This is a genomic window from Phyllobacterium sp. RCAM01083, assembly GCF_055685835.1.
Genome location: NZ_JBVFZN010000004.1, coordinates 250,235 through 266,969, shown reverse-complemented (window position 1 = coordinate 266,969; position 16,735 = coordinate 250,235). Strand labels below are relative to the sequence as shown.

Here is a 16,735-nt window from a genome sequence, read left to right as displayed (position 1 = left end):
AATATGTCGGTTGCATGGATTGGCAGCCAGCCGGTACCTTTGACGGATGCAATTCGGAATGCTGCGAAGCTTCTGGCATCATGCCGCTGCCCAGTTTTCACTCTCGATACGGATGTGCATGGCACGCGCAGCACCATCGCGCTGGCGACCATGTTGGGCGGCGCTTACGATCACGCCAAAGGTCAGGTGCTTGCAAATGAAGTTGCATTGTTCACAAATCATGGCGGCATGTTCACGACGCCGGGAGAAGCGCGCCGTCGCTCCAGCCTGATCATTCTGGTCGGTGAAATCCCGCCCCTGCACCACGACCTTTTGCAGGCCTGGGCGGCCTCGCAACCCGATCTTGGTGACAAACACAGCCGTCGCTGGTTTCACATCGCGAGCGATGAAACAAGTTCATTGCATGGCAAACTTCTGCGGCAGTTGAAGGCTAAACCGCTGCGCGGCGAGGGCCTTTCGCTGGAAACGACGCTGGCGGTTCTGCGGGCTCGATTGCAGGGCCGTCCTGCATTGTCCTCGCTGAGCAATATCGATTCTTTTGAAAAGGCCCTGGCGACCGCGCAATTCCCGGTTTTCGTGTTTTCCGGCAGTTCAGTTGAAACTGCGGGTCTCGTCATGTTGCAGGGGTTGATCGCCGACCTGAACAGAATGGGGCGTGCCAGCAGTGTATTCCTGCCGGCTGACGACGATGCATGGGGTTCTGCTCTTGCCTCGCTGTGGATGACCGGATTTCCACTCCGGACAGGTTTTATCAATAGCCTCCCAAGCTATGACCCGGTGCAATGGGACGTCCAGCGCATGATTCATGCGAAGGAAGCGGATCTTCATGTCTGGGTGTCGGGGCGTGGCGGTCAAAGTCCCCCCAGGGGGGGGAAGGTCGCCTTGATTTCGTTGAGTCGGACCGAAGTGCCAACAGCTGGCGCGGCGGTAACGATTGCCGTTGGTCAGGCTGGGGTGGATCATGATGGTGTTGCCTATTCGAGCCGGATCGGCACGTTCAGAGCGGTACAGGCCGCCACACCGTCGCATCTGCCCAGTGTTTCAAAGGTCATAGGCCAATTGGCTGATGCATTGCCTGGAAGAAGGGAATTCGCATGCTGATCCGGTTGTCAGGCGGTGACGTCGTCGATCCCGTCAACGGCAAAACCAGCCAGCGTGACGTTTGGATCAGGGATGAGGTGATCATCGATGCGCCAACGGGTGAAGCGGCAGATCAAAGCCACGATGTTTCGGGTTGTATCGTCATGGCTGGCGCTATCGATATTCATTCCCATATCGGTGGCGGCAATGTGAATACCGCGCGCCTGCTCCTGCCGGAGCATCACGCGGCACACATGCCAAGGCCTGCCAATACGCCACTGTCGAATGCAGGCTGGTCGACTTTCCAGACCGGCTGCCTCTATGCGCAAATGGGTTTCACGACGGTGGTGGAGCCGGCCATGGCGCCCTACACCGCGTTGCATACGCACCTGGAGCTGGCCGATATTCCGATTATTGACAGGGCGACATTGGCGATACTCGGCAATGACGATTTTACCCTGTCGTTGCTGCGTGACGGCAAATCGTCGGCAATGATCGACGACTATGTGGCGTGGGTGGTCGGTTCAACACGCGCTCTTGGTGTCAAAGTCATCAATGCCGGTGCAGCTGCGGCGTTCAAGGACAATGTCCGTTCCTTCGCGCTGGATGACGTGGTTCCGGAATATGGCGTCAGCTCGCGCAAGATCGTCAAGTCGCTCCAGTCCTCGGTGACCCGGCTTGGCATCCCGCATCCGCTGCATGTTCACGCCAACAATCTCGGCATTGCCGGCAGCGCGGATACGGCGGCTGCAACCATCGCGGCAACGGAGGGCGTGCCTCTGCATCTGGCCCATCTGCAATTCTATGGCTATGGCACAGGAGGCAAGCGGAAGTTCTCGTCGGAGGCTGCGCGGCTGGCGGAAGCCGTCAATGCCAATCCCGATGTCACAATCGATGTCGGTCAGGTCATGTTCGGCCAGACCGTGACAATTTCCTCGGACGTGATGCGGCAGTTTTCCGCCATCGGCAACGCCAGTCCGAAAAAGACAATCATCTTTGATGGTGACGGCAATGGCGGTGGCGGAATCGTGCCCTATCGCTACAAACAGGATTATTTCGGTTCGCTGCAATGGGCTATCGGGCTTGAGCTCTTCCTGCTGATCACCGATCCATGGCGGGTGTTCTTCACGACCGATCATCCCAATGGCGCACCATTCACGGCCTATCCGGAATTGTTCGAGCTGCTGATGAGCAGTGCGGCCCGCGACACGAAATCGGCGGAGCTCAATGCTGCCGCGCTTGAACTGACGACGCTCGCGTCGGTTCGTCGCGAATACACCCTGGAAGAGATCGCGATCATGACCAGGGCGGCCCCCGCCAAATTGCTTGGCCTCAAGGATCGCGGTCATCTGGGAGCAGGGGCGATTGCCGATATCGCCGTATACCGGAAGGGCAGGGATATCGCCAAAATGTTCCGCGAGGCCGCATTGGTTTTCAAGAATGGCGATCTGGTCGTTAAAAATGGCAAGGTCAGTCGATATCGTTGGGGCAAAACGCTTCGGCTCAATCCGCCGCCCGACAAGGCGATAATCAAGCGCATGAAGACCTATCACGAAGAGCGTTATGGACTGTCACTGGACTGGTTCACATTTCCGGATTCTGCCATCCAGCGCGACGAACCGTTTGCCGAGGTGCCATGCAACAGCTGAGCCGCAATGGCGTTCTTATTGACGATACCTTCGCCGAAGCTTTCGGCATGCGTGCGACGGCGATCATCATCACTGCGCCGACCCTGAAATGGGCGCGGCAGGCCGCCATCACCATGACGGGCTATGCGACCTCCGTTATTGGCTGCGGTTGCGAGGCCGCGATTGATGTCGATTTGCCCGCATCCAAGACGCCGGACGGGCGGCCGGGATGCCGCGTGATGATTTTTGCCATGGGAACCGACGATCTGCAGAAGCAATTGAAAAGCAGGCTTGGCCAATGTGTGCTGACTTCGCCGGGAAGTGCCTGCTTTGCCGGTCTCGAAGGTACGGCCCCGCTCGACCTCGGCAATTCGCTGCGCTATTTCGGCGACGGCTGGCAGATATCAAAGAAATTTGGCGGAAAGCATTATTGGCGTGTTCCCGTCATGGATGGCGAGTTCCTGTGTGAAGCAACCACGGGGCTGACCAAGCTTGCGGTTGGCGGTGGCAATCTGCTGTTTCTCGCGGCCGATAATGCCAAAGCCTTGAATGCGGCGGAATACGCGGTTGCCGCCATCGAGAAAGTAGCGGGGGCGATCATGCCATTTCCCGGCGGCATCGTTCGTTCCGGTTCGAAAGTGGGCGGAAAATACAAGGGGATGATGGCTTCTACCAATGACGCCTTTGCACCGACATTGCGCGGCGTTGTTGACAGCGCCTTGACACCCGGGGTCAACGCGGTGCTTGAAATCGTCATTGATGGGGAAACCAGTGACGCTGTTGCGGCTGCCATGCGCGCGGGGTTGAAGGCAGCCATTGATCTTGGGCCGGAGAATGGCGCGTTGCGGATAAGCGCTGGCAACTACGGCGGCAAGCTTGGCAAATTCCATTATCATCTGAAGGATCTGCTGCCATGAAAGCGTTGACCTTCTCGCTGTTGGCCCAACCGGTCGAACGTCTGAATCTATCATGCCTGACGCCTGCTGCTCTGGCCGGACTGACGGATGTCCAGATTGCCAAATTGCGCATAGGGACGAGCCGCAATCCGGCCCTGGTTGGCGATGTGTTCAGGATCACCGGCAAAGACGTGAATAATATCGTGTTCGAGGGCGGCAGTTCACGGTTTGACAAGGTGGGGGCAGGGTTGAGTGCCGGATCAGTCCGAGTGATGGGGGATGTCGGCAACCAGGCGGGCAGAAGGCTGTCCGGCGGCACGCTGTATGTGGACGGGAGTGCCGGAACCCATGCCGGTTCGGGCATGATCAATGGGCGGCTCGAGATCAAAGGCAATGCCGGAGACTATCTCGGTGGGCCGCTTGCCGGAGAAATCACCGGCATGGAGGGCGGCCTGTTGATCGTCCGCGGGAAGGCCGCAGATTATGCGGGGGACCGCCTTCGCCGCGGAACAATCGCGATAGTCAAAGGTTGTGGCGATTATGCCGGCTATCGCATGATCGCCGGAACAATTGTCATTACCGGCCGTACCGGCGCCATGGCTGGCTATCTCATGAAGCGCGGTTCATTGCTGCTTGATCGCCCGCCTGAGAATTTGTCGCCAACTTTCATGCCGTGCGGCGAGCCGGATATCGCTTTCTCCCGTCTGTTCGATCGCTTTCTGATGGATGAGAAAATCATGGACAAGCCGCTTCTCGGTCCAAAGCCGGGAAAATATGGCGGCGATACTGCGGTGTCTGGCAAAGGGGAAGTGCTATTTCGACAACAGCATCGTTGAAGACCTGCGCCGAATTCAGTGATGGTTGCGCATCAACTGTATACTTTATTGGTGCCAATAATAGAGAAAATTGTCGACAATATCGTTGACAAAGCAAAATCCTTGTGGCCTATGGAGGGAAATAAAAGTCGCGGGCAAGCCTGACGACGGGGCACACACGAGGAGGAAATGCCGATGACGCGACTGCGAAAATCCGTCTTGGTGGCAATGACATCGTTGCTATTGTTTGGAACAGCGGCAGAGGCTGCGACACTGCGGTGGGCCGGGCAACGGGACATATTCTCCCTCGATCCCTATTCCTACGGCTCGACATCCAACCTGGCATTTCTCAATCATATCTATGAAGGCCTGGTCCGTTACACGCCTGAGTTCAAGGTTGTTCCGGCGCTGGCCACGGAATGGCAGCTGATCGACAACAAATACTGGCGTTTCAAGCTCCGCCAGGGCGTGAAGTTCCATAATGGCGCGGATTTCAATGCTGATGATGTCATTGCATCGCTCAAGCGTGTGAGTGATCCGAGCTCGCCGCTCAGGGGCAACATTCCTCTCTACGTCGGGTCGAAAAAGGTCGACAATTATACGGTCGATATTGAAGTCTCGGCGCCGTCGCCGCTCTTTCTCAACGATCTGACGAACATCTTCATGTTCAATGCGCAATGGCTGATCGACAACAAGAGCGAAAAGCCCACCGACGTGGGCGCGCAAGTCGAAGGCTACACAACCTACCACACCAACGGGACCGGGCCTTTCAAGCTTGAAAGCCGCGTTCCAGACAGCAAGACAATCCTTGTCGTGAACGACGGCTGGTGGGACGAGAAGAAGCACAATATCGATCGCATCGAGTTTACACCGATTACATCCGCGGCAACGCGGGTCGCCGCTCTGTTGTCCGGGGAAGTCGATCTGGTTGATGCGGCGCCTATCCAGGATATCGGCCGGCTTGAATCGACGCCGGGCATCAAGGTCGATAAGCGCTCGGATCTGCGAACCATTTCCATCGCATTCAATCGCCGGGAAAAGCTGACGGACGGGCGTGACAATCCATTCAACGATCTGCGGGTGCGGCAGGCGTTCGATCATGCAATTGACCGGGACCTGATCAACAAGAAGGTGATGCGCGGACTGGCGCATCCCGCCGGTGCTTTGGTTGCGCCGGAGATACCGGGCTACAGCGCCGAGCTGGACAAGCCTGCAACCTATGATCCGCAATTGTCGCGCAAGCTTCTGGCCGAGGCCGGGAAGAGCGATCTTGCCTTTACCTATCTTTGCATGAGCGATGAAAGTGTGAACGAGGAGGACGTTTGCTCTGGTGTCGTCAACATGCTGACGCGTGCCGGCTTCAAGCCGACGCTCGATATCGGCCCGCGTGCCGTGCAGACACCAAAGCGCTCGAGCGGTAAATCCGACGTATACATGGTGGGCTGGGCCAACGAGCCTACGCTCGATGCTTATTCGATCCTAGTTCAGGTGCTTTCCACCCGTCATGGTGCTGATGGTGTCGCAAACTATGGCGGTTGGTCCTATCCCGAACTCGACAAGATGGTCAAAGAGGCCGCCACGGAGCAGGATCGCGACAAGCGTCTGGCGATTGAAACCGCCGCGCTGAAATTTGCGAAGGATCAGGCGATCATGATCCCGCTGCACCAGCAGCCGATGGCATGGGCCATGACCAGCAAAATCGAGAACGTCGTGATCCGGGCCGACAACAAGCCGCGGCATTGGCTGACACGCATGACAGACTGATCTGCAGCGCCTTTGGCGCTGTCTGATAACCAAGGCAAGACCTCCGTTCAAGGAGGCGGCAAACGTCCAGAAGCGGAGCAAACCACAATGTTGAAGCAACTAGGCCTCGCGGCCGCGGTGGCAATGAGCCTGATTTTTCCAGGCCAAGCCGCAACACTCAAATGGGGCGCGCCCCATGACATATACTCGCTCGATCCATATTCCTACGGTGACAGCTATACGCTTGCTTTCCTGAACCACGTCTATGAAGGCCTGGTCCGGTACGACGCCAAGCTGAAGATTGAGCCAGCCCTTGCCACATCGTGGGAGACGGTGTCGGACACGGTCTGGCGGTTTCATCTGCGCAAGGGCGTGAAATTCCACAACGGCGCGGGTTTTACCGCCGATGACGTCTTGGCGTCGCTCACCCGCGTGAGTGACAAGACCTCGCCCTTGCGTGGAAATCTGCCCGCCTACAAATCTGCAAAAAAGGTCGATGACTACACGATCGACATCGAGTTGACGGGTCCATACCCGCTTCTGCTCAACGATCTGACCAACATTCACATTTTCAACGCCGCTTGGCTTGCGGAGAACAATTCGTTGAAGCCGACCGACGTCGGCGCGAAGCTCGAGGGCTATGCGACCTACCATGCCAATGGCACAGGCCCCTTCACCATTGAAAGCCGGGTGCCGGACAGCAAGACGGTTCTCATCAAGAATCCGAATTGGTGGGACAAGTCCGAAACCAATATAGACCGTATCGAGTTCACCCCGATAACATCGGCAGCCACCCGCGTTGCAGCTCTCCTGTCGGGGGAGATCAATTTTACGGATAACGCGCCCTCCCAGGACCTGCCCCGCCTGTCGGCCCAACCCGAACTCAAGGTCATGGAGCGGACCGATCTGCGGACGGTCATGATGGGGTTCAATCGCAAGCCGAAGCTCACCAACGGCGATGACAATAAGTTCAATGATCTGCGTGTCCGGCAGGCATTCGCCCATGCACTGGACCCGCAGCTGATCCAGAAGCGGATCATGCGCGGTAAATCGCGTACGGCCGGTGCGATTATTGCACCGGAAATTCCGGGCTATACCGAGGCGCTCGACAAGCCGGTTTCCTATGATCCGGAACTGTCCAAGAAGCTGTTGGCAGAGGCTGGAGCAAAGGATTTCGCTTTCACGCTCGTGTGCACGACAGACGCCTATGTCAACGAGGAAGAGCTCTGCCAGGGCATGGTCAACATGCTGAGCCGTGCCGGGTTCAAGCCGCAGCTTGACATTGCACCGGTGGCGGCACAAACGCCCAAACGGACCAATGGCAAGGCTGATGTCTATCTGATCGGTTGGGCGAACGAGCCGATGCTCGACAGTTACTCCATTCTGCTGCAGATGATTGAGACGAAGTCGGACAATGCCGGTGTCTTCAATTGGGGCGGCTGGAGCTATCCCGAAATCGACAAGCTGGTCATACAGGCCTCGACGGAGATGGACAGGAACAAGCGTCTGGCGCTGCAGACCAAGGCCCTGCAGATGGTCAAGGATGAGATTATCATGCTTCCCTTGCACCAGCAGCCCATGGCTTGGGTGATGACGGACAAGATCGATCATATCGTTCAACTGCCCGACAACAAGCCCCGTCACTGGTTGACGCATTTTGCCAAGTAGACGTGGCGGTCTGCCTTGACGGGTTCAAGGCAGACAGAATTAAGGGAGGCGACAGATGCTGGTTTTTATTGTGAGGCGCTTGGCAAACGCAATCCTGGTGATGCTCGCAGTGGCTATGCTCGCCTTCCTGATTTTCCGGCTCGCCGGCGATCCGGTTGAGCTTATGGCGAATGAACAGATGACGCAGGCCGATCGCGACAACCTGCGTGAACGGCTGGGTCTCAACGATAACCTGCCCACCCAGTACATTCGCTTTGTCATCCATGCGGCTGAGGGCAATTTCGGTATCTCCTATCGCAACGGCCAGGATGTCCTGACGCTGATTGCAGACCGGTTTCCCGCAACCCTGGAGCTGGTGCTGGTGGCAACGCTGATTTCTCTGGTGTTCGGCATTCCTCTTGGCGTTCTTACGGCGATCAAGCGCGGTAAGTGGTACACGGAAGGGCTTCAGTTCCTCTCCATTGTCGGCGTGTCGTTGCCCAGTTTCGTCGTCGGCATCCTGCTGATCCTGGTGTTCTCGGTCAGCATGGGGTGGCTGCCGGCATTCGGACGCGGCGACGTCGTCAAACTTGGTTGGTGGTCGACCGGGTTGCTGACATCGTCTGGACGGGCCGCCCTCATCCTGCCGTCAATCGCGCTGTCACTTTACCAGATCACGCTGATCATGCGGCTGGTGCGGGCAGAGATGCTGGAAGTGCTCCGGTCCGACTATATTAAATTCGCCAGGGCGAGGGGTATTCCCCGCTGGCGCATCTATTTCCGCCACGCGCTGAGAAACTGCCTCATGCCGGTTGTCACGATGACGGCAATGAATGTGGGCTCATTGATCGCTTTCGCACTCATCACGGAAACCGTGTTCCAGTGGCCGGGTATGGGCATGCTGTTCATCCAGGCTGTGACATTCATCGATATCCCCGTGATGGCGGCCTATCTGTGCATCATCTCTTTCATTTTCGTTGTTCTGAATATGCTCGTGGATATCGCTTATGCGGTCATCGATCCGCGTTTGCGCAGCACACGCTAGCCCCAGAGTCAGGGACCTGTCCGATGACAACAGACGTATCGAAGACACCGAAAGCGCCAAGGCCTGCACGCGCGCCGCTACTCAGGCGCATGCGCAACAGCGACCTCTGGTGGTCATTCACGCATAGCAAGGTCGCAATCGCGGGTGCCGTCATTCTGGCAATCCTGATCTTGACGGCCCTGTTTGCGCCGCTGATCGCGGCTCAAAACCCCTATGACGGAGCACAGCTTGACATGTGGAAGGCGGAGCTGCCGCCGATTTGGGAGCAAAATGGTGAATGGCCCTACTTGCTTGGAACCGATACGCAAGGCCGCGATATGCTCTCGGCCATCCTTTACGGGACACGCATCTCCATTTTCATCGGCATAGCGTCAGTCGCCTTGTCCCTGGTGATCGGCATGAGTGCCGGCCTCGTGGCGGGTTATTTCGGCGGCTTTGTCGATAACCTTTTGATGCGCATCGGCGATGTCACGCTTTCGATCCCTACCATTCTCGTCGCTATTCTGGTTTCGACGGTCGTTCGGCAAATGCTTCCCGCAGAACTTCGGGAAATGGGGGCTTCGGCCGTGCTGGTGTTTGCTATCGCGCTGTCGGCATGGGTTCAGTATGCGCGCACGGTGCGCGCCCAGACGATTGTGGAGAGCGGCAAGGACTATGTGCACGCAGCCAGGCTCATCAAGGTACCGGCTCGCCGGATCATGGCCAACCATATCCTGCCAAACACGCTCACACCGGTCCTTGTGGCAGCGACATTGAACTTCGGCATGGCGATTTTGACTGAGGCGACGCTGTCTTTCCTCGGCATAGGCATGCCACCCAGCCAGCCGTCGCTGGGAACTTTGATCCGCATCGGCAACCAGTTCCTGTTTTCCGGTTCGTGGTGGATCGTGCTGTTTCCCGTGCTCCAGCTTTGCCTTCTCGTCGTTGCGGTGAACCTGCTGGGCGACTGGTTGCGCGACGCTCTAAACCCGAAATTGAGGTAGATGACACATGACCAATCTATTGCTCCGTAATGTACGGCCCATGGCTGGCGACAGCTGTGATGTCCTGATCAAGGATGGGAAAATAGCCGGTTTCGGTCAATTTGCGCCAGAGCCGGGCGTGCCGGTCGAGGACGGAGGCAACTCCATCGTCATTCCTGGCCTCATCGATGCCCACACCCACCTCGACAAGACGACATGGGGCATGCCGTGGCACGAGAACAACCGGGCGGCCGTGCTGCGCGAGCGCATTGATTTTGAGCGCGAGAACCGCAGCGCGATCGGCATTGATCCGCACCGGCAGTCCATGCGGCATGCGATCGGGCTGGCGGCGCATGGTGCAACCCATATCCGCAGCCATGTCGACATCGACCCGACCCACGGCCTGTCCATCGTGGAAGGCGTTTGGGAAACGCGCGAGAAATTGCGCGGTATCATCGATATCGAAATCGTTGCCTTCCCCCAGTCCGGTGTCATGGTCATGCCCGGCACCGCCGAACTGCTTGACGAGGCGCTGCGGCAAGGCTGTGAGGTGCTGGGAGGTATCGATCCCTGCGGTATAGATCGCGACCCAAAAGGCCAGCTCGACACGATATTTGCGCTTGCCGTCAAACATCAACGACCGATCGATATTCATCTGCACGAGGTCGGGGATCTCGGCGCATTCACCATGGAGCTCATTTTTGAGCGTATCCGCGCAAACGGCATGCAGGGTAAAGTTGCCATTAGCCACGCGTTCGCACTCGGGATGAACGACTATCTGCGGGCCGGAAAGCTGATGGATGAACTCGCAGCACTCGATGTGGCGATCCTCACCACGGGCGCGCCGTCTGCTTCGGTTCCGTCGGTCATGCGACTGAAGGAAGCCGGCATACGCGTCGGCGGCGGCTGCGATGGTATTCGCGATACCTGGGGGCCGTGGGGCCAGCCCGACATGCTCGACCGTGCCAAGATCATCGGTATGAAAAACGGGCTGCGGAAAGACCGCGAACTTGAACATGTTCTGCATATCGTTTCGCAGGGCGGCGCTGACGTGATGCAGATCGAGGGTTATGGTCTGCAAGTCGGGTGTACGGCCGATCTGACCCTTTTGACGGGTGAAACCCTGGCGCATGCGGTTGTCGACATTGCCCCGCGTCCGCTGGTCATCAAGGGCGGACGTGTCACGGCACGGCAAGGCCAAGCTATTGTGGACATGCCATGACAAAAGCCGGATTCGAGACGCTGACGCTTGGCCGCAGGCCCGAAGGGCGGACGCTGCTGACTGCCGATTGGGTGCTTGGCCATCGTGATGGGGGCCATAGGCTTGTCCATAAAGGAGAAGTTGTGTTCGAGAACGGCGAAATTCTGTTCGTCGGGCATCACTTTCCGGGGGAGGTGGCACGCCGTGTCGATTTCGGGAGATCGCTGATCAGTCCGGGTTTCATCGACCTCGACGCACTTTCCGATCTCGACACGACGATCCTCGGCATCGACAACCATCCGGGTTGGGCCAAGGGGCGGGTCTGGCCCCGCTCTTATGTCGAGGCTGGCCCCTACGAGATGTATACGCCGGAAGAGCTGGCCTTCCAGAAGCGGTTTGCCTTCGGTCAGCTTCTGCTGAACGGCATAACCACCGCCGCGCCGATCGCGTCGCTGTTCTATCGCGAGTGGGGTGAGACCGTTGCCGAGTTCGATGCGGCTGCCGATGCAGCTGGAGACCTCGGCTTGCGGGTCTATCTCAGTCCCGCCTACCGTTCGGGTGGCATGGTCCTTGAAAGCCCGGGCCAGATACGACCGGTATTCGATGAGCAGCGCGGCCTGCGTGGTCTGGAAGATGCCGTGCGCTTCATCGAACGGCAGACCGGGCGTCACGGAGATCTCGTGCGGGGGATGCTTGCGCCCGACCGCGTCGAGACATGCACGGCTGGATTGCTGCAACGCACCGACGCCGCAGCGCGCGAACTCGGTTGCAAGATTCGCCTGCATATGGCGCAAGGCGCCATGGAGGTCGATACGGTCCGTGCGCTGCATGGCTCGACAGCGCCGGTCTGGCTCGCGCAATCGGGACTTTTGAGCGAGCGGCTGATTGCGCCGCACGCAACCAACGCAACGGACGAAGATCTTCGCCTTTATGCGGCCAACGGTGTTTCAATTGTGCATTGTCCGCTGGTGTCTGCCCGTGGCGGCAATACGCTGAACTCGTTTTCCGCATGCCGCAACCGCGGGATCAATATTGCGATGGGTACCGACACGGCACCGGCCGACATGTTGATGAATCTGCTCATCGGCCTGATCACATCGCGTATCAATGACGGGGTGCCGGACCGGGTGCGAAGCGCTGATCTTTTCGACGCCGCAACGCTTGGCGGTGCGCGGGCGCTCGGCAGAACGGACCTCGGCCATCTTTCGCAGGGTGCGCGCGCGGATATTGCGGTGTTCGGCCTTGACGATGCGATCATGGCGCCATCGATCGATCCGATCACGACGCTTGTTACCGGCGGGTCTGGCAAGGTGACACGGGCGGCCTTTGTCGATGGGCGTCCTTCCATGCTGTTCGGTGAGGTTGCAGGCATCGATATGACATCTGCCCGGGAACGCATACAGAAACAGTTTGACGGACTGATTGCCAAATATCCCGAGCGAAGCTGGGCGCATCCATCGGTCGCCGAAATATTCCCTCCGAGTTATCCAATAGAGAGCAGCGCACATGGGTGAAACAATGGATCAGCCCATCCTTGAGGTTCGCAATCTCACGGTGGAATTCCCCGGGCGCCACGGAACAGTGGCCGCGCTTTCGGATGTGAGTCTCGACATCCGGGCAGGCGAGATCCTTGGCGTGGTCGGCGAATCCGGAGCCGGCAAGTCGATGACCGGTCTGGCCATTCAAGGTCTGCTTGAGCGCCCCGGACATATCAGCGGCGGCGAAATCTGGCTCGAAAACCGCCGGATTGATACGCTTGATGACTATGAGATGGAAAAAATCCGCGGCCGCAAAATCGGTGCGATCTTTCAGGATCCGCTGACCTCGCTGAACCCGCTGTTCACGGTGGGGGCCCAACTGAGCGAGACAATCCGCCAGCATCTCAACATGAGCAAATCGCAGGCGAAAACCCGGGCGATCGAATTGCTCGGGGAGGTCGGCATTCCTTCCCCGGATGAGCGGGTGAACCATTATCCGCATCAGTTCTCGGGCGGGATGCGGCAGAGAGTGGTCATCGCCCTGGCACTCGCGGCCTCGCCCAAGCTGGTGATCGCCGATGAGCCAACCACGGCGCTGGACGTATCCATTCAGGCGCAGATCATTTCGCTGCTGCGTAAACTTTGCAAGGAGAAGCGCACGGCTGTCATGCTGGTCACCCATGATATGGGTGTCATCGCAGAAGCAGCCGACAGGGTGGCGGTCATGTATGCGGGCCGGTTGATCGAGGTTGGTTCGGTCAATCAGGTGTTGCACGCGTCGGCGCATCCCTATACGCGCGGCCTCATGGCTTCCATTCCGGCACTTGCTGCCCGCGTGGAGCGCCTCAATCAGATCGATGGTTCCATGCCCCGGCTCGATGCGATTCCGGATGGGTGTGCTTTCAATCCGCGCTGCAAATCGGTCGGGCCTCGCTGTATTCGAGAGCAACCTGAACTCATGCCGGCGGGCGATGGCGCAAGCGCCTGCTGGCTCAACGCGGGAGGAACAGCATGACCGGGACCGGACAAAAAACGCCGGCTTTTACCGCCGAACGTCTCGTCAAGACATTCGATGTCTCGGCGCCGTGGCTGAGTCGGGTTGTCGAGCGCAAGCCACGTCAGCTTCTGCAAGCCGTCAATGACATCAGCTTCACCGTGCCCACAGGCGGATGCCTCAGCATCGTCGGAGAAAGCGGCTGCGGCAAATCAACGGTTGCGCGTCTTGTAACCGGGTTGCACAAACCCAGCAGTGGCGAACTTCGCTTTGCATCGGGACGCAATGGGGCGCCACTTTCGGTGCAGATGATCTTCCAGGATCCCTATGCCTCGCTCAATCCCCGGTGGCGTGTAAAGAACATCGTTGCCGAGCCGCTACGCGAGACGAAGCTGCTCAAAACGTCGAATGAAATCGCTGATCGCGTTGAGGAACTGCTCGAGACCGTCGGGCTATCGGCTTCGGATGGCGAAAAATATCCGCATGAGTTTTCGGGCGGTCAACGCCAGCGTATTTCAATCGCACGGGCACTCGCCAGCGAACCCGAATTCCTCGTATGCGACGAGCCGACATCTGCGCTCGATGTGTCGGTTCAGGCGCAGGTTCTCAACCTTATGCGCAAGCTGCAGGACGAACTCGGTCTTACCTATCTGTTCATCAGCCATGACATGAGCGTTGTCAGGCATATGTCGGACCGCATAGCGGTCATGTATCTCGGGCGTATCGTCGAAGAGGGGGATACGGAAGAGCTGTTTGCCAATCCGCGGCATCCCTATACCCGGCTTCTCCTGCAGACGATCCCCAATGTGCAGCAGCCGAACAGGGACCGGGTCGTTGGCGGGGGCGAGGTGCCGAGCCCGCTCAAGCCGCCATCCGGTTGTACTTTCCACCCGCGGTGTCCGGTTGCCATTGGACGCTGCTCGGCTGAAGTGCCAGAGGTTCGTACTCTCCAGGGCGGCGCGCGCGTGGCATGCCATCTGGTCGAGGAGAAGATGGCAACTGCCGCAGAATGACGGTCAGCGGTTCAGGCCAGCGCGGAACGCAAATCGTGCGGAAGATCACGGATTTCGCTCAGATCGAGCTCGGCCTCCACATGTTCAAGGTGGTGTTCCATGAGCCCCGTTGCCTTGGAAAGATCGCCATTTGCGATTGCGTCCACAATTTCGGCATGTTCGTCCGGCCCGCAGTTGAAGCGATTGGTGTTGCGGTAGACCGCAGTGATGAGGGAACTTCTTGCGATCAGATCGCGCATCGTGGCGAAAAGAAAGTCCGAGTTCGCGACCTCTGCAAGCAAGAGATGGAAGCCGCCTGACAGCTTGATGATATCGGTCGTGCTATCCTGTGCATTTGCGGTTCGTTCCTTGGAAACATGGGTTCGCAGCCGCGTGACATTTACCTTGGAGATTGATTTGCAAAGCCGCTCGACAATGCAGCGTTCGACCGCACGGCGGACAAAGAAGACATCCCGTGCTTCATCCACCGAAGGTTGGCAGACAAATGCGCCGCGGTTCGGGATGATCGTGACGAGCCCATCCCGTTCAAGTGCGACCAATGCCTGGCGGATGCGGGCACGACTGACGTCGAAGATCGCTGCCAGTTGCCCTTCCTTGAGTTGCACGCCGGGCCGAAGCCTGCGCTCGGCAATGGAAAGCCATACCCGTTCAACAATCTGCTGTGTTGAAGCCCCTGCTTGTTCAGTCATGTACCTGTCTCCCGATTGTGACAGACAATCGCGATCAAATGGAAAATGTCAACTCGTTTTGTCTGCATGATTGTAGACAATAATGCCAATAATTGTATACTATATAGCGAAACGGGAGAGTCGGCATGCAGTTTGATTTTACAGAGCTTGAACCGGAGAGCCGATATCGTCTGCTGACGAATTTTATCGGCCCGCGGCCGATCGCCCTGGTAACGACCCGTTCAAGCGCCGGCCACAGCAATGCGGCGCCCATGAGCTTCTTCAACGTGTTCTCGCATGATCCGCCGATCCTGATCCTCGGTGTACAACCGCGGCCGTCGGGGGAAGAGAAAGACACGATCGCCAATATCCGCCGTACGGGTGAATTTGCCGTCAACATGGTGGATATGAGCATGGCGCAGCAGATGCTCATTTGCGGGCTGGGTTTCGACAGCGAGGTCGATGAACTGGAGATGGCCGGTCTTGAGGCAGCCGCATGCAATCAAATCGATGCGACGTATGCTGCCACGGCTCCCTGTGCCCTGGAATGCCGCGTCGAGCGCCTGATCGAATTTCCGAAGCGGGTGCTTGTCCTTGGCGAAGTCGTCCACATGCATGTGCGCCGCGATTGCCTTGACGCGGAGGGGCGCTACGTCAATCCGGACGTTTATCAGCCCATCGCCCGTCTCCACGCCGATAATTACATCACATCCGATCGACAGTTCGTTCTGGCGCCTCCGCCAATTGCCGATTTTACCAAATCCCGCCGCGATTAAGTGGCGCTGAAGGAACTCGACCGTGCATATTCTTCTCATCAATCCAAACTCCACTACGTCCATGACTTCCCAGGTTCTGGAAAGTGCCGTCCGGGTGGCCTATCCGACAACGCGCGTCACCGCGGTCAACCCTGTGGATACGCCGGTGAGCATCGAGGGCGGGGCCGACGAGGCCATGGCTGTTCCGGCCATGCTTTCCGAAATACGTAAAGGGCAGGCGCAAGGCGTGGATGCCTATGTCATTGCCTGCTTCGATGATCCCGGCCTGCATGCGGCACGCGAGATTGCACGCGGCCCCGTGATCGGCATCTGCCAGGCCGCCATACAGGTCGCGATGACGATCAGCCGGCGCTTCACGGTGATCACGACATTGCCCCGATCCATTCCGATCATCGAAGATCTGGTCAGCGCTTACGGCGCGAACCATCATTGCCGCAACGTGCGCGCCATCAATCTGCCGGTGCTGGGACTGGATGAAGACCCGGTCGAGGCAGAGCGTCTTCTCGTGCTTGAAATCGGCAAGGCGAAACTGGAAGACCGCGCGGAAGCGATCGTTCTTGGTTGTGCGGGCATGTCCTTATTGTGCGACCGGCTCAGTGCCGCGACCGGTATTCCCGTCATTGACGGCGTCACGGCGGCCGTCAAGGTTGCCGAAGCGCTGGTCGGGGCCGGATACAAGACATCCAAGGTGAATGGCTATGATTTCCCCCGGATCAAATCGCCGTCCCCCGCATCGAACGTGGAGCAGGTGGGCAATTTGGCGTGATCAACCCGTCAAGGTAGCGGCCG

At 58.3% G+C, this 16,735-nt stretch carries 15 protein-coding genes; 14 read left to right on the top strand and 1 reads right to left on the bottom strand.

Annotation, left to right across the window (positions count from 1 at the left end):
- The first annotated feature begins 3 nt into the window (after positions 1-3).
- From ACZ25R_RS05330 to ACZ25R_RS05275, 12 genes are all read left to right on the top strand, one after another.
- Positions 4-1,101, top strand: a complete 1,098-nt coding sequence (locus tag ACZ25R_RS05330; RefSeq protein WP_472460312.1) for a tungsten formylmethanofuran dehydrogenase — start codon at positions 4-6, stop codon at positions 1,099-1,101.
- Positions 1,095-2,729, top strand: coding sequence for a formylmethanofuran dehydrogenase subunit A (locus tag ACZ25R_RS05325; RefSeq protein ID WP_472460311.1), 1,635 nt, complete (start codon positions 1,095-1,097; stop codon positions 2,727-2,729). Before ACZ25R_RS05330 ends, ACZ25R_RS05325 begins: the two co-directional genes overlap by 7 nt.
- Positions 2,717-3,625 (top strand): formylmethanofuran--tetrahydromethanopterin N-formyltransferase, encoded by a 909-nt coding sequence (gene fhcD, locus ACZ25R_RS05320; protein WP_472460310.1) that lies wholly within the window; start codon positions 2,717-2,719, stop codon positions 3,623-3,625. The genes ACZ25R_RS05325 and fhcD overlap by 13 nt, the downstream gene beginning before the upstream one ends.
- On the top strand, positions 3,622-4,440 hold the full coding sequence (locus tag ACZ25R_RS05315) for a formylmethanofuran dehydrogenase subunit C (RefSeq protein WP_472460309.1): 819 nt from the start codon (positions 3,622-3,624) through the stop codon (positions 4,438-4,440). The genes fhcD and ACZ25R_RS05315 overlap by 4 nt, the downstream gene beginning before the upstream one ends.
- 174 nt (positions 4,441-4,614) lie before the next feature.
- Positions 4,615-6,183 carry an ABC transporter substrate-binding protein gene (locus tag ACZ25R_RS05310; protein WP_472460308.1) on the top strand — a complete coding sequence of 523 codons (1,569 nt, stop codon included), beginning with the start codon at positions 4,615-4,617 and terminating at the stop codon, positions 6,181-6,183.
- Between the two features lie 87 nt (positions 6,184-6,270).
- A complete protein-coding gene (locus ACZ25R_RS05305) occupies positions 6,271-7,830 on the top strand; it encodes an ABC transporter substrate-binding protein (RefSeq protein ID WP_472460307.1) in 1,560 nt (519 codons plus the stop codon).
- A 55-nt stretch (positions 7,831-7,885) separates the two neighbouring features.
- Positions 7,886-8,854 carry an ABC transporter permease gene (locus ACZ25R_RS05300; protein ID WP_472460306.1) on the top strand — a complete coding sequence of 323 codons (969 nt, stop codon included), beginning with the start codon at positions 7,886-7,888 and terminating at the stop codon, positions 8,852-8,854.
- Between the two features lie 23 nt (positions 8,855-8,877).
- Positions 8,878-9,837: an ABC transporter permease gene (locus tag ACZ25R_RS05295; RefSeq protein ID WP_472460305.1), complete on the top strand. Its 960-nt coding sequence runs from the start codon at positions 8,878-8,880 to the stop codon at positions 9,835-9,837.
- A gap of 7 nt (positions 9,838-9,844) precedes the next feature.
- Positions 9,845-11,038 (top strand): amidohydrolase family protein, encoded by a 1,194-nt coding sequence (locus ACZ25R_RS05290; protein ID WP_472460304.1) that lies wholly within the window; start codon positions 9,845-9,847, stop codon positions 11,036-11,038.
- A complete protein-coding gene (locus tag ACZ25R_RS05285) occupies positions 11,035-12,531 on the top strand; it encodes an amidohydrolase family protein (protein ID WP_472460303.1) in 1,497 nt (498 codons plus the stop codon). Before ACZ25R_RS05290 ends, ACZ25R_RS05285 begins: the two co-directional genes overlap by 4 nt.
- 4 nt (positions 12,532-12,535) lie before the next feature.
- Positions 12,536-13,510, top strand: a complete 975-nt coding sequence (locus ACZ25R_RS05280) for an ABC transporter ATP-binding protein (RefSeq protein WP_472460302.1) — start codon at positions 12,536-12,538, stop codon at positions 13,508-13,510.
- Positions 13,507-14,502 carry an ABC transporter ATP-binding protein gene (locus ACZ25R_RS05275; protein ID WP_472460301.1) on the top strand — a complete coding sequence of 332 codons (996 nt, stop codon included), beginning with the start codon at positions 13,507-13,509 and terminating at the stop codon, positions 14,500-14,502. The genes ACZ25R_RS05280 and ACZ25R_RS05275 overlap by 4 nt, the downstream gene beginning before the upstream one ends.
- A gap of 11 nt (positions 14,503-14,513) precedes the next feature.
- Here ACZ25R_RS05275 and ACZ25R_RS05270 read toward each other — a convergent pair whose 3' ends face one another.
- Complete coding sequence (locus tag ACZ25R_RS05270; RefSeq protein WP_223614320.1) at positions 14,514-15,191, bottom strand: GntR family transcriptional regulator; 678 nt, start codon at positions 15,189-15,191, stop codon at positions 14,514-14,516.
- A gap of 125 nt (positions 15,192-15,316) precedes the next feature.
- On the opposite strand from ACZ25R_RS05270, the gene ACZ25R_RS05265 reads away from it, so the two are divergent.
- Both ACZ25R_RS05265 and ACZ25R_RS05260 read left to right on the top strand, forming a co-directional pair.
- Positions 15,317-15,946: a flavin reductase family protein gene (locus ACZ25R_RS05265; protein ID WP_288191449.1), complete on the top strand. Its 630-nt coding sequence runs from the start codon at positions 15,317-15,319 to the stop codon at positions 15,944-15,946.
- 22 nt (positions 15,947-15,968) lie between these two features.
- Entirely contained in the window at positions 15,969-16,712 is a 744-nt protein-coding gene (locus ACZ25R_RS05260; protein WP_472460300.1) for an aspartate/glutamate racemase family protein, read from the top strand.
- Positions 16,713-16,735: the final 23 nt, after the last annotated feature.